Below are 16,604 nucleotides of genomic sequence, written 5' to 3' on the forward strand. Positions count from 1 at the left end.
CCCCGCTCCTGCTCCGCGCGCGCGGAGCGTCAGCGCCGGTAGTCGCGGATGATCTCCTGGGCGAGCGTCGTGATCGGGGTCGACGTCGCTCGCGCGCGGACCCGCAGCACCTCGAAGGCCTGCTCGACCGTGGTGCGGTGGGCGTAGGCGAGGATCCCCTTCGCCTGCTCGATCAGCACCCGGCTGTCGAGGGCGTGCTGCAGCTGCTCCTGAGTGACCGTGCTCTGCTGGAGCGCGCGCTGGTGCAGGATCCCGATCGTCGCGACGTCGGCGAACGCCTGCACGACCGCGATGTCGTCCGGATCGAGCCGCCCCGGCCGGGCCTGGAAGAGGTTGAGGGAGCCGATCGTCGTCCCCGCCGAGCGCATCGGCACGCAGTGCGCCGAGAGCACGTCGAGCTCGACCGCCAGCGTCCGGAACTCCGCCCACTCCTCGCCCACGGCGCGGGCGTCCTCGACGATCACCGGCCGCCCGGTCTCGAAGCACTGGATGCACGGGCCCGACCCGCTGTCGAGCTGGAGCAGCTCGATCAGCCGGGTGTCCTCGTCCGTGGAGGCGAGCACCTCGAGGGAGCCGGAGGAGTCGGCGAGGACGAGCCCCGCCGAGACGGCGTCGAAGAGGGTCGCGCTGCTCTCCACGAGGGTCTGGGTGAAGTCGACGACGTCGTAGTCGTCGACCAGTGTGTCGGAGAGGGCGACGAACGTCTGGATGACGCTGCGCTCGCGGGAGTTCGTCACCATGTGTCGTCCTGGGCGGTGAGAGGGCGGTCGGGGAACCCGTCGTGCCGGGCCACGATGCCGGAGGCGACATCGACGACGGAGCGCTGCTGGGCGAAGGCGTGGGCGCGCAGCAGCAGCTGCGCCTCCTCGGCCGTGCTGCCGTAGCGCGCGATGATCATGCCGGTCGCCTGGTGCACCACGCGTCGCGAGCGCGGATTCGTGCTCTCCTCGACCTCGTTGTCGCGCAGCACCGCGGCCAGCACCAGCAGCGCCGTCGCGGTGGTCGAGGCGCTGATCCGGCCGAGGAGGGAGTCGCTGAGCGACGTGGGGCGGCGGGAGTAGAGGTCGACCGCGCCGATCGAGAGCCCCGCGATCGAGAGCGGGAAGGCGAAGACCGCGCGCACCGCCGTGGGGCCGATCGCCTCGGTGAAGAGCGGCCAGCGCTCCTCCGCGCCGGTGTCCGGCACCGAGACGGGGCCGGCAGCGCGGATCGCCTCCCAGCACGGGCCCTCGCCGAGGTCGATCTGGATCTCGTCCAGCCGGCTCGCGGTGCTGTCGCTCGCGGCGACGGTCTCGCCGCCGAAGGGGCTGCCGAGCGTGGAGATCGCGACGCCGTCGATCGGATACCCGCGCAGATACGGGTCGCAGAGAGCGTCGGAGTCGGTCACCGCGCCCATTTTAGCCGTCGGCTCCGCTCGGAGCGACGCTCCGCCGGACCGGCGGGGACCACGACGCGGTGACGCGCGGGAGCCCGCCTGGCTGCGCTGCCCGGGCGCACGAGGCGACGGCCCGTGAAGCGGCTCGTCGGGCGCGGACGGTGTATGGTGCGGGGCGACGGGAGCCGGAGGACGGCGGCCTGCACGGCGACGGAGCGGCTCAGGCCGGGGTCGATCGAGCCGGGACGCTCGAGGGCGGCGATGAGGTCGTCGAGGACGGCGAAGGCGGGATCTGTCATCACGGCTCCTGGCCGGGTGTCCGCGGCCGTTGTTCTGCGCGCCGGGGCGCGGGCGGTGTCGATCGGGTGTCGCCGTGCGGGGTCCGCGCACGACGTCGACGAGGTCCTGCACGACGGTACGGGGCGCGGATCGACCGGACGACGTGGTTGACCTCCCCGAGGTCCGCCGCTACTCGTGCTCTGCGTTGAGCTCGTCGAAGTCGTTCGTGATGATCGACAGCGGGGTGTACGGCGTGATGAGGAGGAGCGCCGGGTTCGCGCGTCCCTCGCCGTAGTTGACCGTCAGCCATTGCGGCGTCGGAGAGGCGAGGGCGGCCTCGACCTCGGCGCGGAACTCCTCGAGGCTCCTGTTGTTGACCGTGTAGGCGGTGCCGTTGTAGATCAGGTCGATGCGCTTCACAGCTGATCGCCCTTCGCCGGAGGACGCACCGGTTCGGCGGGCTCCGAGATCACGTACAGCCCGCCCGCGGAGTTCGCGAGGTCGGTGAGCGCGGAGATCCAGGCGGGGTTGATGCGGGGCATCCGGCCGCCGAAGTACTTGTAGCGGAGCGCGTGGGAGGGGTGGATCCAGATCGCGCTGCGGCCGTCGCCCATGCTGTGGTCGTCGCGCCAGCTGAGCAGGAACGACTCGTTGCGGCGCAGCTTCGCGGTGATGACGATCTGCAGGTGCGCGAGCACGCGGTCCTCGAAATCGATCTCGACGGTCCCGTCGTAGTGCAGCTTCCCCATCGGCGTCTCCAGCCCCTGATCTCCGGCCGGCAGGCGCCCGCCGTTGCCACCACCCTTCCGCAGACCGGAGGGATCCGACAACCCGGCCTGCCATTCTCTGCTCGATCTGTCCAGGTCTTCCGTCAGCGGCGGTCCTCTGTCAACCTCCTCCCTCCACGCAGCCGGCGCTGCCGAGCATGGACGGCATGAAGCACATCCTCTTCGCCGACAAGACGATCCTCGTGGGGGACGAGGCGGCCGACGCGCTCGTCGAGTACGCCGTCGCCCTCGCCGCGAAAGGCGCGGCCGACACCGTCGAGTACACGGGGATCGGCGCGGACGGCGGGACGGTCGACGCCACCTTCCTCGTGAACGCCGCGGCCGCCCTCATCGTCGAGACCACGCCGAGCGATCTGCCCGAACCGGACAACGCGGCGGAGGTGGCACGGCTGCGCGAGCGGATCGACGCGCTCACCGGCGAGCATCCCGTGCAGCCCGGCGACGGCGAGCTGACCAGTGGTGCCGACTACGAGGACTCCTACGAGCAGTGAGTGGTTCCCCGTCGTGCGCGTCCGGGCGCGACCGGCGTCCGCTACCACTGCGAGGCTCCGCAGTGAACCCCCTGATCGGCTGAGGGGAGGCGGACGTACCGTGGCACTGCGGGTCGCCGACGACACGATCACCGGTCGACCGCTACGGGCACGGCCGCGGGTCGGCCGGGGAGGACGGACACCATGACCGGAGACCATCCCTTCTGGGTGCGCCTCGCGCGCAAGGAGCCGCAGTGCGCCATCGTGCGCGGCCGGGTCTTCGAGATCGGCGCCCCCGACGAGCGGGACGGCGCCTTCCTCCTCACGGTCTGGGAGAAGGGGCGGCCCGTCGGGCACGTCCTGAACGTGGATCCGCCCGCCTACAAGCCGTGCGGACTCGGGCACCCGGTCGAGCCGCAGCGGGTCGACGGGGTCGAGGAGCTGCTCGAGCTCCTGGTGCCCCAGCGCACCCGGCTCGCGGCGCACGGCTGACGCCGCTCCCGTCCGCGGGGGCCGCCCGAGTCCTGTGCACCGGGAGCGGGGAGAGCGCTGAGCACCCGCTGACGGACGCCCGGGACGGGGGAGTCGTGCGGCCGGGCGGCGGCTGGCATCCTGACCTCGGTGCGACGAGCGCGCCCGCGAGGGGGAGCCCGATGAGCACCACCGAGGACGTCGACGACGGGACCGCTGAGTTCGGGTACCGCCCCTCCCTCACCCGCGGCATCGGCCGCTTCGGCAGCTTCGCCGCGGGCGTGAGCTACATCTCGATCCTGACCGGCACGTTCCAGCTCTTCTCCTTCGGCTTCGCGCTCGGCGGTCCCGCCTACTGGTGGTCCTGGCCGATCGTGTTCACCGGGCAGCTCATGGTCGCGCTGTGCTTCGCCGAGCTCGCCGCCCGCTACCCGGTCGCCGGCTCCGTCTACAACTGGAGCAAGCGCCTCGCCGGGCCGACGGTGAGCTGGCTGGCGGGCTGGCTGATGGCCACCGCGTCCGTGGTCACGCTCGCGGCCGTCGTGCTGGCGTACCAGGCGACGCTCCCGCAGATCTGGAGCGGGTTCCAGCTCGGCGGCTCCGCGGGGGTGAGCGCGGTGGTCTGGGGAGCGCTGCTGATCGCGTTCACCACCGCGGTCAACGCGCGCGGCGTGCGCCTGATGGCCCGGATCAACAGCGTCGGCGTGCTGATCGAGCTCGTCGCGGCGGTGCTGCTGGTGGCGGTGCTCGCGGTGAACGTGGTGCATCCGCCGACCGTGCTGCTCGACACCAGCGGCTACGGCGGGAGCACGCCGGGCGGGTACGCCGGCGCGTTCCTCATCGCCGCGATCGCGTCGGCGTACGTGATGTACGGGTTCGACACCGCGGGCTCGCTCGGCGAGGAGACGGTCGACCCGCGCCGGACCGCGCCGACGGCGATCCTGCGGGCGGTGACCGCCTCCTTCGTCCTCGGCGGCCTCATCCTGCTCCTGGGCATCCTCTCGGCGCCCGACCTCGCCGACCCGGCGCTCGGGCAGGCGTCGGGCGGGCTGCAGCGGATCGTGCTGCAGGTGCTCGGGGGCCCCCTCGGAACGGTCCTCCTGCTCTGCGTGGTCGTCGCGATCACGGTGTGCGCGCTGGCGGTGCACACGGCGGGCATCCGGCTGATCTTCGCGATGGCCCGCGACAACGCCCTGCCCGGCAGCCGCGTGCTCGCCCGCGTCGACCCGCGGCGGGGGACCCCGGTGGCGCCGGCGCTGGTCGTGGGGGTGCTCGCGGTGCTGATCCTGGTCGTGAACATCGGGACGCCGGCGATCTTCACGGCCGTGACGAGCGTGGCGGTCATCCTGATCTACCTCGCCTACCTGCTGGTGACGGTGCCGCTGCTGATCGCCCGGCTCCGCGGCCGGTGGCCCGCAGCCGCGCCCGGGCGCTTCTCGCTCGGCCGCGAGGGCCTGCCGGTGAACGTCGTCGCGGTGCTCTGGGGCGCGGCGATGACGGTCGACCTCGCGTGGCCGCGCGTCGAGGTCTACGGGGAGGAGCTGCGCTGGAGCGCGGTCGTCGTGGTCGCCGCGGTCGTCGGGATCGGCCTGGCCTGGTTCCTCCTCCGCGGCCGGCACCGCCTCGGCACCCTGCCCGCGCACGCGCTCCCCTCGCCGCCGCCGCAGGGCTGAGTCGCACGAGAAGGCCCGTTCTCGAGGGGGCAGGACGATCCTTTCCGGGCGACTCGGCGGCGGCACCGGTAGGAGGATGGGGGAGCGGGTGCTCGGCCGAGCGCCGCGGGGAGGAGCGCGAGTGCGGAACCGCCTGGCGACTCCGTCCCTGCTCGCGCACGCCGTGCTCATCCAGGCCGTCGCGTTCCTGCTCCGGCCGGCCGCCGTCTACCAGGCGATCCGGCTCGACGTGCCGGCCTGGGCGCTCGGGGCGCTCGGCGCCTCGTTCGCGCTGGTGCCGCTGCTGATCGCGCTGCCGGTGGGCGGGCTGGTCGACCGGGTCGGCGCCCGGGCCGTGATGGCCGTCGGCTCGCTCGTCGCGGTGGGAGCGGCCGCGGTGCTGCTCCTGGCGGGCGGGAGCGTCGCGGGGCTGCTCCTCGGCATCGCCCTGCTCGGCGCGGGGCACCTGGGCTGCGTGGTCGGGCAGCAGACCGTCGTCGCGGGCGGCACCGGAGGGACGCGGCTCGACAGCCGCTTCGGCTACTACACGTTCGCCGCGTCGCTCGGGCAGGCGATCGGGCCCGCGTTCATCCCGGTGCTCGCGGGCGGCTCGGTGCGGCCCGACCCGGCGCCGCTGTTCCTCGTGGGCGGGATCCTCGCGGTGCTGCTGCTGGTCTCGACGGCGGGGATCCGCAGCCCATCCCCGCGCGGACCCGCGGCGGAGGGGGCTGCGGCTCCGGGCTCGACGCTCGGTCTCCTCCGGGTGCCGGGCCTCGCGCGCGCCCTGCTGACCAGCGCGACCGTCGTAGCCGCCGTCGACCTGACCGTCGTCTACCTCCCCGCCCTCGGCGCCGAGCGCGGGCTCCCGGCCGGCGTCGTCGGGGCACTGCTCACCGTGCGCGCACTCGCGTCGATGGCCTCGCGGCTCCTCCTCGGCGCGGCCACCGCCCGGCTCGGGCGCACCCGGGTGATGGTGGGCGGCATCCTGATCTCGGCGCTCTGCCTGGTGCTGGTCGCCCTGCCCGCGCCGACCGTGCTCCTCTTCGTCGCGGTCGCCGCCCTCGGCCTGGGCCTCGGGATCGGCCAGCCCATCACGATGTCCTGGCTGATCGAGCGCACCCCCGCCGACCGCCACGGCCGCGCCCTCGCGCTGCGCCTGGCCGGGAACCGCCTCGGGCTGATCGCCCTGCCCAGCCTGCTCGGCGTCCTCGCGGCGGCGGCCGGAGCGGGCGGTGTCCTCATCGGCACCGGTGCCGCGGTCGGCGCGACCCTCCTCCTGCTGCGCGGGGTGCGCCTGGACTGAGGTGCCCGGGGGGCGCAGCGGATCGCCGGCGCGCGCCGCGTTCCCGGGCATCTCCGTCGGAAGACCGGAGGGTCAGCTGCCCGGCTCCTCCACGCGGACGTCCTCGGCGGCCTTGTCGGCGCGCCAGCCGCGCCAGACCGGCTGGCGGAGGGTGCCGGAGGCGGTGCGCTCGCGGTAGCGGACCTCGCCGACCAGGACGGGCGACACCCAGTGCACGCCGCGCGACTCGAGCGGAGGGACGGAGACGGCGGGCTCCTCGGTGGCGTGCTCGGCCAGGCGGTCGACCAGTCCGCGGCGCTCGCGGTCACTGAAGCCGGTGCCCACACGGCCCGAGTACGCGAGCCCGTCCTCGCCGGGGATCGCGGTCAGCAGCGCCCCGACCGACCCCTGGAGGCCGCCCTCGCCCTCGCGCCAGCCCACGATCACGACCTCCTGCAGCCGGTGGTGGGTGAGCTTGATCCAGTCGCGCGAGCGGCTGCCCTCCTGGTAGCGCGAGTCGCGGCGCTTGGCGACCACGCCCTCGAGGCCGAGGGTGCGGCTGGTGGCCATCGCCTCCTCCAGGTCGCCGTCGAACACGGACGGGACGTGCACGCGCTCGTTCTCGGCGACCAGCTCGACCAGTGCCGAGCGACGGGTGTCGTAGTCGCTCCCGGTCAGGTCCTCTCCTGCGCGCTCGAGCAGGTCGAAGACCATCAGGTGCACCGGAGTGGACCGGGCGGCCGCCTCGATCTCGCGCGGCTTCGTCAGCCCGCCGCGGGTCTGCAGGGCGCCGAAGTCGGGGCGCCCGCGAGCGTCGAGGGCGACGATCTCGCCGTCGAGCACGGCGTCGGCGGCGGCCTCGGCGAGCGGGGCGAGCAGGTCGGGGAACGCCGCGGTCAGGTCGTTGCCGTTGCGGCTCGTGAGGGTCGCGGTGCCGCCCTGCACCCGCACGAGAGCGCGGTAGCCGTCCCACTTCATCTCGATCGCGGCCCCGGGGTCCACGTCGCCGCGGCGTCCGGCCGTGGCGAGCATGGGGCGGTGGCGGCGCGGAGCGGAGTCCTCGGCCGGGCGGTCGGCGGAGGGTGCGGGGCGGGGAGCGGGCGACGCGGCGGACGCGGCCGCCCGGCCCCGTCGCTGCGTCCCGTGCCCGTGAGCGGGACCCGCCGCCATCAGGTGCAGGAGCCAGTTCTTCTCGGCGCCCTCCCTCGAGCCCGTGTGCAGCAGGGCGTAGCGGCGGGGCTCGCCGCCGAGCCCGCCGTCGGGGCGGCCGGTCAGCACCGCGATCACCTCCTTCCCCTCGCGCCACTTCTCGAGCGCGTAGGTGCCCTCGTCCCAGATGCGCACCTCGCCGCCGCCGTACTCGCCGGCCGGGATCGTGCCCTCGAAGGTCGCGTACTCGAGGGGGTGGTCCTCGGTCTGCACCGCGAGCCGGTTGGGGTCGCCCTCCAGCGGCGGACCCTTCGGCACCGCCCAGCTGACCAGGACGCCGTCGTGCTCGAGCCGGAAGTCGTAGTGCAGGCGCCGCGCGTGGTGCTCCTGGATGACGAAGGAGTCGCCCGAGGAGGTGCCCGCGGACCCCGCCTCGGGCACCGGCTCCGGCGTCCTCGACGCGTCGCGCATGCTGCGGTAGGTCGCCAGGCGGTCGGAGGAGGCGTCCGTCGCGGCGAAGCCCGCCATCCGCTCCGGGGTCGGCTCGAGCCCGGCACCCCGGGCGGCGAGCAGCGGGCGGAGGAGGTCGCCGTCGCTCCGCAGCCGCTCCACCACCTCGTCGGGCGACAGGTGGCGCAGGTTGTCGGCACCCAGCTCCTCCCACGTGCGGGGCGCGGCGGCGGCCGGCCTGAGGCGCCCCCGGAGGGAGTAGGGGGCGATGGTCGTCTTCGCCGCGCTGTTCTGGCTCCAGTCGACGAGGACCTTGCCCTCGCGCAGGGTCTTCTTCATGTCCGAGACGACGAGGTCGCGGTGGTCCGACTCGAGCGCGCGCGCCAGCTCGTGCGCGACCGCCGAGATCTGGTCGCTGGAGGCGGAGGCGTCCAGCGGGCAGTAGAGGTGGATCCCCTTGCTCCCGCTGGTCACCGGCAGCGGAGCCAGCCCCATCCCCTCCAGCAGGTCGCGGGCGAGGAACGCGACCTCGGCGCACTCTGCGAGGCCCGCCCCCTCGCCCGGGTCGAGGTCGAGCACGAGACGGTCGGGCGGACGGCGCTCGCTGTCGGAGCCCACCCGCCACTGGGGGACGTGCAGCTCGAGCGCCGCCTGCTGCACCAGCCAGGTGAGCCCGGCGACGTCGTCGACCAGCGGGTACTCGACGTCGCGCGACGAGTGCGCGAGCCGGGTCCGGCTCAGCCAGTAGGGGGCGGAGGAGGGGAGGTTCTTCTCGAAGAAGACCTCGCCCGGATGCTCGGCGGTGCCCACTCCGTCGACCCAGCGCTTCCGGGTGACCGGGCGGCGCGCGAGATGGGGAAGCATCGCGGAGGCGACGGAGGCGTAGTAGGAGAGCACGTCGGCCTTGGTGAAGCCCGTCTCCGGGTAGACGACCTTGTCGAGGTTCGTCAGCCGCAGCCTCCGCCCGCCGACCGAGACGATCTGCTGCGAGGCGGCCATCCCCCCATGGTGGAGGCAGGTGCGCGCCGAGGGAACCCCGGACCGTCGCGGGAACCCGCAGCGAGCCGCCTCCACGACTCGGGGTTCCCTCGGCGGCGGGGAGTAGCGTCGACGCACCACGTCCGAAGGAGCCCTCCGTGCCCGACACGATCGCCGACATCCCCCTCACCACGATCGACGGCACCACGTCGACCCTCGCCGACTACCCGCCCGTGCGGCTGATCGTCAACGTCGCCTCCCGCTGCGGCCTCGCCCCGCAGTACGAGAAGCTCGAGGCCCTGCAGAAGAGCTACGGGGAGCGCGGATTCACGGTCCTCGGCTTCCCGAGCAACCAGTTCCTCCAGGAGCTGAGCGACGAGGACAAGATCAAGGCGTACTGCTCGACGACCTGGGGGGTCACCTTCCCGATGTTCGAGAAGGTCCGCGTCAACGGCCGCTCGGCGCACCCGCTCTACGCGGAGCTCACCAAGGCGGAGGACGAGAACGGCAAGGCCGGCCGGGTGAAGTGGAACTTCGAGAAGTTCCTGATCACGGCCGACGGCACGGTCCACCGGTTCCGCCCGACGGTCGAGCCCGACGACCCGCGGATCGTCGACCTGATCGAGGCGTCGCTCCCCGCCTGATCCCGCTCAGCGGCGGGCGCGGGGCGGAGCACGCCACCCGTCGCGGCTCAGCGGTCGCGGAGCCCCAGGGCCGAGCGGGCGTCCGCGGGCTCGACGCCCTCGGGGCAGACGATGTCCGAGACGTCGAACGGCGTCGCGCGCGAGAACGGGATCATCTCGATCCCGTCGACGTGGCGCAGCAGCACGAGGCCGCCCTCGCCCTCGCGCAGGCTCCGGCGCACCTGGCGCAGGAAGATGCCGGCCATGTCGAGCTCGACGACGAAGGAGCGGCCGCTCACGTCGATCCGGCAGCCGATGACCGGCTGGGAGCCGACGGAGACGGAGTCCGGCACGCGGCGCGGCTCGATCGGCTGCTCCTTGCGGAGCGTCCGCACCGGGGTGAGGGTGGGCAGGCCGGTCGCTCGCGCGGTGTCCGTCATGGTCGTCTCCGTCCGTCGACGTCCGCCGATGGTTCCGGGGACGTCTTCTCGACGGTACTTCGCGTCCCCCGCAGAGGGGACGGGGTTGACGGCTGTGCGATCAGGGGGCAGCGGGGCCCAGGAGCGGCGGAGCTCAGGAGCCCTGGCGCTGCTCCTCGGGCTCCGGCAGGACCGAGAGCTCGCCGTGCATGCTGGCGACGCTGAGCATCTGCTCGATCCACGCGCGGTTGAGCTTGGGCTGGTGCGCCTCGGTGAAGCGGAAGTGCAGCGGCACCGACGGGTGCAGCCAGACGGAGCTCCGGCCGTGTCCGGTGGAGGCGTCCTCCATCCACGAGAGCGAGAAGGCTTCGTTGCGGCGCAGCTTCGAGAGGACGGCGACCTTCAGGTGCGCGAGGACGCGCTCCTCGAATTCGATCTCGAGGTTCTGCGGTCCGTAGATGAGCGTGGCCACGGGCCCCCTTCGTTCATCGGGCCGGCCCTGGCGGACGGCTCCTCGGGGGACGGTATCCGCTCGGACCCCGGTGCGGGGAATCGGGCGGAAGACACGCCGGACCCCCATTGACAGTCCCGCGGACGGGACGTAGCACTGCCGGGCGTGCTGGGCGCCACGTTAGCCGACGCATGTAGCGAGAGTCGATGCTCCGTCGCGGATCTCCCGTCGGCCGGGGCCGGCCCGGGAGCGAGCGCGGGCACCTCCGGGTGCCGGCCGCGCCGCTCAGGATCCCGTCACGGCCCGGCCGGCGCGTCCCACCCCTCCTGCGGAGTCGCGCAGGTGCCGCGGAAGACGTACTGCGACGGAAGCTTCCGCTGGTGCGAGGACCAGTCGATCGCCGGCCGCCGCTGCTCCGGAGGCAGGTAGCCGAGCCGGTACACCGCCATCAGCTCCAGCTCGTCGGGCACGGCGAGCAGCGACTCGATCCGCGCCCACGCTCCCGGCACCTCCATCGGGAACGACACGAACTGGATCCCCATCCCCAGCTCGACCGTGCTCAGCCAGACGTTCTCCATCGCGGCGCCCATGCTGAACACCGAGTAGAAGGAGGAGAGCTCGCCCGGCCGGTACTCGGAGCGGTCGAGCATCACCCCGAGCAGCAGCGGCGATCCCGCGACGAGCCGGCGGTTCTCCTCGCCGAGCGTCTGCGGGACGCGGAGGGAGTTCATCAGGAACTGCCCGCGCTTCGTGAAGACCTGCTTCGTGAAGGGGCGGAGCGGAGCCAGCAGCTTGTCGAACAGCATCCCGTCGCGCCGCTGCTCCATCTCCTCGCTGCTGAAGCGGAAGTAGGGCTTGTAGCGCTCGAAGAACGTGCCGTTCGACATCGCGGTGGTCATGCTCTCGCCGCTGATCGCGGCGATCCGGTCGATCGTCTCGCGCTCCTCGACGAGCACGAACCGCCACGGCTGGCTGTTGAGCTGCGAGGGCGCCCGGCCGGCCACCTCCATCAGGAGCCGCTGGTGCTCCTCGGAGACGGGGTCGGGCAGGAACGCGCCGTTGGTGGTCTTCCGGCGCCGGACGACATCGAGGAACTCCATGCCTCGATCCTGCCCCGATCGATCGCGCAGAGGGGGGAGCGGCGGCGGCCAGGGGCGCGCGCGGTAGCATCGAGGGTCCTGTGCAGGCTCGAGGGAAGCGGTGGAACGGTGAAGACGAGGGTCATCTTCTACCTTCTCGGAGGTGTGTTCGTGCTCGGCGCGGGCATCAACTCGGTCGTGGGCAGCGGCTTCTCGGTGCCGAACCTGCTGACGATGCTCTGCGGCGCACTGATCCTCGCGATCGCGGGCTGGCAGGCGCTGCGCTCGTACCGCTCCGACCCCGACCGCGACGTCGAGCCCCCGCGCTAGAAGCCGGGGCGCGTCAGCGCAGGGCCGACCCGGCCCTCAGACGCTGGAGCACGCCTCGGTGCCGCGCCGGCCGCCGCGTCCGCCCGAGAGCGGCGAGCACGAACGGAGCCGCCGCCAGCGCGATCGCCGGGTGCCGGCGTCCGTGCGTCCCCGCGAAGGGGATCACCGCCAGCGGGACGGCGGCGGGAGCCAGCGCGGACGCGGCGCGGGGGTCCGACCGCCGCAGCGTCGCCCAGGCCAGAGCGGTGAGCGTCGACGTGCAGATGTAGAGCGCGTGATGGATCCAGTGCCAGCGGCCCGTGCGGAGAGCGCCGGTGGCGACGGCGGTGCCGAGGGCGCAGTTGGCGGAGTAGCTGACGGCGGCGGCGCGCAGCCAGAGCGGACCGGAAGCGCTCGCCCTCCGCCGCGTCCTCACACCTCGCCCCGCGCGAGCAGCAGCCGGTAGGGCGCCGCGCGCTCGACCCGCCACCCCTCGGGCGCCACAGCCCGCAGCTCGGCGGCGGTGAAGCTGCGCCGCACCGACAGCGACCCGTCGTAGTGGAGGAACGAGCCGGCCGCGATCGGTCGCGTGGCCAGCAGGTAGGCCGTGTAGGCCAGCCGCGAGCGCTCGATGTCGTTGTGGAGGGCGCGCGGGGCCAGGCGCTCGCTGTCGGCGAGCAGGTCGGCGAGCGACTCCGGCGACAGGTGGTGCAGCACGTGGTTGGAGGTCACCAGGTCGAAGTCCTCGCCCTCGGCGACCAGGTCGGCGCTGCTCGCGCGGCGGAACTCGACTCCGGGCGGCGCGGGCGTGGACGTGGCGAACGCGGAGGCGCGCTCGTCCGGATCGACGGCGGTGATCGCCAGGCGGAGGCCGTCCTCGTGGGCCCAGCCGGCGAGGGACCGGGCGACGTCGCCGCCTCCCGATCCGATGTCGAGCAGGCGGAACGGCTCGTCGGGCCGCAGCAGCGGACGCAGGCGCGAGCGGTAGAGGCCGCGCCACCCCGAGACCAGCCGGTTCACGGTGCCGAAGCGGGCGTAGGTGGCATCGAGCAGGGCCCGGTCGCAGTCCGGGTCGTCCATCAGCTCCTGCTCGGAGACCTCGCGGTGGCGCAGATCCGGCGCGAGAGGGGCGCGCGGAGTCACTCCCCGCCCCGCTTGGTGAGCAGCGCGAGCTCGACGGTGAGTCCGGGCCCGAACGCCATCGCGCCGATCCGCTCGCCGTCGGCCGCCTCGCCGTGCAGCAGGCGCCGCAGGATGAAGAGGACGGTCGCGCTCGACATGTTGCCGTTGGTCCGCAGCACCTCGCGCGACGGGGCCAGCTGCTCGTCGCTGAGGGCGAGCGAGGCCTGCACCTTGTCGAGGATGCTGCGGCCGCCGGGGTGGATCGCCCAGCGCTGCACGTCGCTCCGCTCGACCTCGGCGCCGGCCAGCAGCGGGGCGACGGCCGCCTCGATGTTCGCTCCGATGATCGAGGGCACGTAGGTGCTCAGCCGCATCGAGAAGCCGTGGTCGCCGATCGTCCACGCCATCTCGGTCTCGCCCTCGTCGGTGAGCGTCGTGGCGAGCGCGTCGAGCTCGAGCACCGGGGTGCCGGGCGCGGCCTCGCGGGCGGTGACGACGGCCGCCGCACCGCCGTCGGCGAAGACGGAGGTCGCGACGATCTGCTCCGGGTCGTTGGAGCTGGTGAGGTGGATGGTGCACAGCTCGACCGCGACGACGAGGACGACCGCCTCCGGGTCGGCCTCGCAGAACTGGCGGGCGGCGCGCAGGCCGGGGAAGGCGCCGTAGCAGCCCATGAAGCCGAGGTGGAAGCGCTGCGTCGAGGGTGCGAGGCCGAGGCGGCGGACCAGCTGGTAGTCGGGCCCCGGGGCGTAGAAGCCGGTGCAGGAGACCGTCACCACGTGGGTGACCTCCTCGGGGGTCATCGACGCGGACGAGAGGGCGCGGCGGGCCGCCTCCGTGAAGAGCTCGGGAGCGCGCTCGGTGTAGACGGCGTTGCGCGCGGCCGTCCCCGGGTCGAGCACCAGGCCGCTCCCCGCGTCGTAGAAGACGCTCGCACCCTCCCGCTCGACCCGGTCGAGCTCGTCGACCACCGTGCTGCGGGTGTCGATCCCGGACGCGTCGAAGGCCGCGCCGATCAGGCGGGACCCGAGCCGGGTCATCGCGGGCTGGGACGCGAAGAGGTCGCGCACCTCGGACTGGCGCAGGACCGTGGTCGGCACCGCCGTCTCGATGCTGCGGATGTGCACACTCACCCGCAGGAACCTATCGCGGAATCCTGCGGGTGAGCGGTGCCCTGGAGCGTGATCAGAGGATCGGCTTCCCGCCGGTTACGGCGATCGTCGACCCGCTGATGTAGCTCGCCTCGTCGGAGGCGAGGAGGACGTAGGCGGGGGCCGCCTCGGCCGGCTGCCCGGGGCGGCCCAGCGGGACCTGCTCGCCGAACTCGGCGACGGCCTCCTCCGGCATGGTCGAGGGGATCAGCGGCGTCCAGATCGGGCCGGGCGCGACCGAGTTGGCGCGGATGCCCTTCTCGCCGAGCGCCTGCGCGAACGAGGCGGTGAGGCTGAGGATCGCCGACTTCGTGGCGGCGTAGGGGAGCAGCTGGTACGACGGCTGGTCGGACTGCACCGAGCTCGTCGCGATGATCGATGCGCCCTCCTTCAGGTGGGGCAGCGCCGACTTCACGAGGTGGAAGTAGGCGCTGATGTTCGTCGCGATCGTGCGGTCCCACTCCTCGTCCGGGATGTCGGTGACGCTCTCGCGGCTCATCTGGAAGGCGGCGTTGCTGACGAGCACCTCGAGGTGGCCGAAGCGCTCGACGGTCTCGGTGACGACGGCGCGGCAGTGCGCCGGGTCCTGCAGGTCGCCGGGGAGGAGCAGCGCCTCGCGGCCGGCCTCCCGGACCCACTTGGCGGTGTCCTCGGCGTCGTCGTGCTCGTCGAGGTACGAGATCGCGACGTCGGCGCCCTCGCGCGCGAACGCGATCGCGACGGCCTTGCCGATGCCGCTGTCGCCGCCCGTGATGAGGGCGACCTTGCCGCTGAGGCGGCCGGTGCCGCGGTAGGTGGTCTCGCCGTGGTCGGCCTTCGGCGTCAGCTCGGCCTCGGTGCCGGGCGGTGTCTGCTCGGGGGATTCCGGAGTCATGACTGTCCCTCTCGTGTCGTCGGTCGGTGTCTCCATGCAAGCGGGTGGGAGGGAGGGGGCGCAGGGGGTTGACGCCCGGACCGCTCCGTCGTGTCGTCAAGCCCGCGACACCGAGGGCTCCCTGGGTCTTGACTGAGCGTGTCGCCCTTCTTCGGGGCGCTCGGCCAGGAGGTTCGACATGAGCACGACAGACAGGGATCCGGCTGACGGCGGACTGCCGCGACGGGCAGAGGGCTCGGCGGCGGGCGGCACGGCGCGCATCGACTCCGCGGGGGATACGGGAGCGGCTGCGGCGACGGACCGCTCCGCGACTCCGGACCGTTCCGCCTCCTCGGACCGTTCCGCCTCGGCGCACTCGGCCCCCGAGCACCGCGCGCCCGTCGACCCCGACTCCGCCGAGGCGAAGCAGGCCCGTGCGGCCGCGCGCAAGGACATCCACCAGCGCGAGCGCGACCGCTTCGGCGGCTTCAAGATCGGCTGCGCCTTTTTCGGCTGGCTCGCCGCCACCGGACTCGCCGTCCTCCTGACCGCCCTCGTCACCGCGATCGGGGCCGCCGTCATCGGCACCCAGGACGTCACCGGCGACCTCGCGGCCGACCCCGCCGCGTTCGGCTGGGCGGGCGCGATCGCACTGCTGGTCATCCTCCTCGTCGCCTACTACTGCGGCGGCTACGTGGCAGGCCGAATGGCCCGCTTCAGCGGAGCGAAGCAGGGCGTCGGAGTGTGGGCCTGGGCGGTCGTCGTCGCGATCGTCGTGGGCATCGTCTCGGCGATCACCGGCGGCAGCCAGGCGCTCTCCGCGGTGAGCGGCTTCCCGACGATCCCGCTCGACGCCGGCGACGCCACGGCCGCGGCGGTCGTGACGGCGCTCGCCGCCCTGGTCGTCGCGCTGGTCGGCGCCGTGCTCGGCGGTCTCGCCGGCATGCGCTTCCACCGCCGCGTCGACCGCGAGGGCCTCTCCGGCCTCTCCGTCTGACGCTCCCGTCCCTGCTCCCTCCCCGGAAGCTGCCGCTCCGTTACGCCACGCACGCCGTGTCGCGCACCGGAGTGGCAGCTCGCGGAGGGGAGGTAGGGTCCATCGCGTGACGGGGGAGCGAGGGGCGCGGCTGGCGGGCGAGCTGCGGGAGTGGGACGCGGGCGCGCTCGCGGACCTGCGGGACGAGTACCTGGCGTTCCTCGAGCAGCGCGGCGAGCCGGCGCTCGAGCGCGACGGCGGCCCCGAGCACGTCACGGCGAGCTGCTTCGTGCTCTCGCCGAATCTGGCGCAGGTGCTGCTCTGCTTCCACCGCAAGGGCCGGTTCTGGGTGCAGCTCGGCGGTCATGTCGAGCCCGGCGACGACTCCACGGCCGACGCGGCCCTCCGCGAGGCGCAGGAGGAGAGCGGAGCGGCACGGCTGCAGCAGCTCGGCGTCCTGCCCCTCGACCTCGACCGGCACGCGCTCGGCGACGGCTTCGGCCGCTGCTCCCGCCACTGGGACGTGGGCTACGGTGCGATCGCCGATCCGGACGCTCCGGTGACGGTCAGCGACGAGAGCGACGACGTGGCCTGGTGGCCGGTCGACGCGCTGCCCGCCGAGGTGCCGCCGGGGTTCGCCGAGCGGCTGGCCGGGGCGCTCGCCGCGGCGCGGCTGCTCCGTGGTGCGGGGTCGCTCGGCGGCTGATCGAGACCCACCTCGCATACC

Annotated in this window: 21 protein-coding genes; 8 read left to right on the forward strand and 13 right to left on the reverse strand. The window is 73.5% G+C overall.

Features of this window, described 5'->3' with window-relative positions; translation table 11 throughout:
* Positions 1-29: 29 nt before the first annotated feature.
* The 5 genes from C5B98_RS12600 to C5B98_RS12620 form a co-directional block, all read right to left on the reverse strand.
* The gene (locus tag C5B98_RS12600; protein WP_104260835.1) at positions 30-740 is read right to left on the reverse strand and encodes a GAF and ANTAR domain-containing protein; all 711 of its coding nucleotides are present in this window, start codon (positions 738-740) and stop codon (positions 30-32) included.
* Complete coding sequence (locus C5B98_RS12605; protein ID WP_104351715.1) at positions 734-1,387, reverse strand: GAF and ANTAR domain-containing protein; 654 nt, start codon at positions 1,385-1,387, stop codon at positions 734-736. Before C5B98_RS12605 ends, C5B98_RS12600 begins: the two co-directional genes overlap by 7 nt.
* Positions 1,384-1,674, reverse strand: a complete 291-nt coding sequence (locus C5B98_RS12610) for a hypothetical protein (protein WP_104327887.1) — start codon at positions 1,672-1,674, stop codon at positions 1,384-1,386. The genes C5B98_RS12605 and C5B98_RS12610 overlap by 4 nt, the downstream gene beginning before the upstream one ends.
* A gap of 169 nt (positions 1,675-1,843) precedes the next feature.
* Positions 1,844-2,074, reverse strand: coding sequence for a hypothetical protein (locus tag C5B98_RS12615; protein ID WP_104226801.1), 231 nt, complete (start codon positions 2,072-2,074; stop codon positions 1,844-1,846).
* Complete coding sequence (locus C5B98_RS12620; protein ID WP_104223784.1) at positions 2,071-2,403, reverse strand: ATP-dependent DNA ligase; 333 nt, start codon at positions 2,401-2,403, stop codon at positions 2,071-2,073. The genes C5B98_RS12615 and C5B98_RS12620 overlap by 4 nt, the downstream gene beginning before the upstream one ends.
* 185 nt (positions 2,404-2,588) lie before the next feature.
* On the opposite strand from C5B98_RS12620, the gene C5B98_RS12625 reads away from it, so the two are divergent.
* From C5B98_RS12625 to C5B98_RS12640, 4 genes are all read left to right on the forward strand, one after another.
* Positions 2,589-2,933: a hypothetical protein gene (locus C5B98_RS12625; protein ID WP_104226802.1), complete on the forward strand. Its 345-nt coding sequence runs from the start codon at positions 2,589-2,591 to the stop codon at positions 2,931-2,933.
* A 183-nt stretch (positions 2,934-3,116) separates the two neighbouring features.
* Entirely contained in the window at positions 3,117-3,404 is a 288-nt protein-coding gene (locus C5B98_RS12630; RefSeq protein ID WP_104263086.1) for a hypothetical protein, read from the forward strand.
* A gap of 161 nt (positions 3,405-3,565) precedes the next feature.
* Entirely contained in the window at positions 3,566-5,056 is a 1,491-nt protein-coding gene (locus C5B98_RS12635) for an APC family permease (protein ID WP_104223781.1), read from the forward strand.
* Positions 5,057-5,177: 121 nt separating this feature from the next.
* Positions 5,178-6,338, forward strand: a complete 1,161-nt coding sequence (locus C5B98_RS12640; protein WP_159940156.1) for an MFS transporter — start codon at positions 5,178-5,180, stop codon at positions 6,336-6,338.
* Between the two features lie 72 nt (positions 6,339-6,410).
* On the opposite strand, the gene C5B98_RS12645 is transcribed toward C5B98_RS12640, so the two are convergent.
* Positions 6,411-8,915 (reverse strand): ATP-dependent DNA ligase, encoded by a 2,505-nt coding sequence (locus C5B98_RS12645; RefSeq protein WP_104223779.1) that lies wholly within the window; start codon positions 8,913-8,915, stop codon positions 6,411-6,413.
* Positions 8,916-9,052: 137 nt separating this feature from the next.
* On the opposite strand from C5B98_RS12645, the gene C5B98_RS12650 reads away from it, so the two are divergent.
* Positions 9,053-9,538, forward strand: coding sequence for a glutathione peroxidase (locus C5B98_RS12650; protein WP_244229546.1), 486 nt, complete (start codon positions 9,053-9,055; stop codon positions 9,536-9,538).
* A gap of 47 nt (positions 9,539-9,585) precedes the next feature.
* On the opposite strand, the gene C5B98_RS12655 is transcribed toward C5B98_RS12650, so the two are convergent.
* From C5B98_RS12655 to C5B98_RS12665, 3 genes are all read right to left on the reverse strand, one after another.
* Entirely contained in the window at positions 9,586-9,957 is a 372-nt protein-coding gene (locus C5B98_RS12655; protein WP_104223778.1) for a hypothetical protein, read from the reverse strand.
* A 133-nt stretch (positions 9,958-10,090) separates the two neighbouring features.
* The gene (locus C5B98_RS12660; protein ID WP_244229547.1) at positions 10,091-10,408 is read right to left on the reverse strand and encodes a hypothetical protein; all 318 of its coding nucleotides are present in this window, start codon (positions 10,406-10,408) and stop codon (positions 10,091-10,093) included.
* Between the two features lie 275 nt (positions 10,409-10,683).
* A complete protein-coding gene (locus tag C5B98_RS12665; RefSeq protein WP_104327888.1) occupies positions 10,684-11,487 on the reverse strand; it encodes a nitroreductase family protein in 804 nt (267 codons plus the stop codon).
* Positions 11,488-11,595: 108 nt separating this feature from the next.
* Here C5B98_RS12665 and C5B98_RS12670 point away from each other — a divergent pair, with 108 nt between their 5' ends.
* A complete protein-coding gene (locus C5B98_RS12670; RefSeq protein WP_104223776.1) occupies positions 11,596-11,796 on the forward strand; it encodes a hypothetical protein in 201 nt (66 codons plus the stop codon).
* 13 nt (positions 11,797-11,809) lie between these two features.
* Here C5B98_RS12670 and C5B98_RS12675 read toward each other — a convergent pair whose 3' ends face one another.
* The 4 genes from C5B98_RS12675 to C5B98_RS12690 are packed head-to-tail and all read right to left on the reverse strand — an operon-like array spanning position 11,810 to position 14,922.
* Complete coding sequence (locus tag C5B98_RS12675) at positions 11,810-12,211, reverse strand: hypothetical protein (RefSeq protein WP_104297498.1); 402 nt, start codon at positions 12,209-12,211, stop codon at positions 11,810-11,812.
* A complete protein-coding gene (locus C5B98_RS12680) occupies positions 12,208-12,918 on the reverse strand; it encodes a class I SAM-dependent methyltransferase (RefSeq protein WP_258063516.1) in 711 nt (236 codons plus the stop codon). The genes C5B98_RS12675 and C5B98_RS12680 overlap by 4 nt, the downstream gene beginning before the upstream one ends.
* On the reverse strand, positions 12,915-14,030 hold the full coding sequence (locus tag C5B98_RS12685; RefSeq protein WP_104327889.1) for a type III polyketide synthase: 1,116 nt from the start codon (positions 14,028-14,030) through the stop codon (positions 12,915-12,917). Before C5B98_RS12685 ends, C5B98_RS12680 begins: the two co-directional genes overlap by 4 nt.
* 52 nt (positions 14,031-14,082) lie before the next feature.
* Positions 14,083-14,922, reverse strand: a complete 840-nt coding sequence (locus tag C5B98_RS12690; protein ID WP_104327890.1) for an SDR family oxidoreductase — start codon at positions 14,920-14,922, stop codon at positions 14,083-14,085.
* Between the two features lie 178 nt (positions 14,923-15,100).
* Between C5B98_RS12690 and C5B98_RS17050 the strand changes: the two genes are divergently transcribed.
* The gene (locus C5B98_RS17050) at positions 15,101-15,898 is read left to right on the forward strand and encodes a hypothetical protein (protein ID WP_181065536.1); all 798 of its coding nucleotides are present in this window, start codon (positions 15,101-15,103) and stop codon (positions 15,896-15,898) included.
* Between the two features lie 106 nt (positions 15,899-16,004).
* Complete coding sequence (locus C5B98_RS12700; protein WP_258063517.1) at positions 16,005-16,583, forward strand: NUDIX hydrolase; 579 nt, start codon at positions 16,005-16,007, stop codon at positions 16,581-16,583.
* The last annotated feature ends 21 nt before the right edge of the window (positions 16,584-16,604 follow it).

The organism is Rathayibacter sp. AY1A5 (assembly GCF_002930875.1).
Lineage (GTDB): Bacteria > Actinomycetota > Actinomycetes > Actinomycetales > Microbacteriaceae > Rathayibacter.

What these genes read in the sequence shown, in the direction of transcription:
- C5B98_RS12665 (WP_104327888.1), bottom strand. Translation starts at nt 11,487, where the DNA reads ATGGAGTTCCTCGATGTCGTCCGGCGCCGGAAGACCACCAACGGCGCG.
- C5B98_RS12625 (WP_104226802.1), top strand. Translation starts at nt 2,589, where the DNA reads ATGAAGCACATCCTCTTCGCCGACAAGACGATCCTCGTGGGGGACGAG.
- C5B98_RS12690 (WP_104327890.1), bottom strand. Translation starts at nt 14,922, where the DNA reads ATGACTCCGGAATCCCCCGAGCAGACACCGCCCGGCACCGAGGCCGAG.
- C5B98_RS12600 (WP_104260835.1), bottom strand. Translation starts at nt 740, where the DNA reads ATGGTGACGAACTCCCGCGAGCGCAGCGTCATCCAGACGTTCGTCGCC.
- C5B98_RS12630 (WP_104263086.1), top strand. Translation starts at nt 3,117, where the DNA reads ATGACCGGAGACCATCCCTTCTGGGTGCGCCTCGCGCGCAAGGAGCCG.
- C5B98_RS12645 (WP_104223779.1), bottom strand. Translation starts at nt 8,915, where the DNA reads ATGGCCGCCTCGCAGCAGATCGTCTCGGTCGGCGGGCGGAGGCTGCGG.
- C5B98_RS17050 (WP_181065536.1), top strand. Translation starts at nt 15,101, where the DNA reads ATGAGCACGACAGACAGGGATCCGGCTGACGGCGGACTGCCGCGACGG.
- C5B98_RS12655 (WP_104223778.1), bottom strand. Translation starts at nt 9,957, where the DNA reads ATGACGGACACCGCGCGAGCGACCGGCCTGCCCACCCTCACCCCGGTG.
- C5B98_RS12610 (WP_104327887.1), bottom strand. Translation starts at nt 1,674, where the DNA reads ATGACAGATCCCGCCTTCGCCGTCCTCGACGACCTCATCGCCGCCCTC.
- C5B98_RS12620 (WP_104223784.1), bottom strand. Translation starts at nt 2,403, where the DNA reads ATGGGGAAGCTGCACTACGACGGGACCGTCGAGATCGATTTCGAGGAC.
- C5B98_RS12635 (WP_104223781.1), top strand. Translation starts at nt 3,566, where the DNA reads ATGAGCACCACCGAGGACGTCGACGACGGGACCGCTGAGTTCGGGTAC.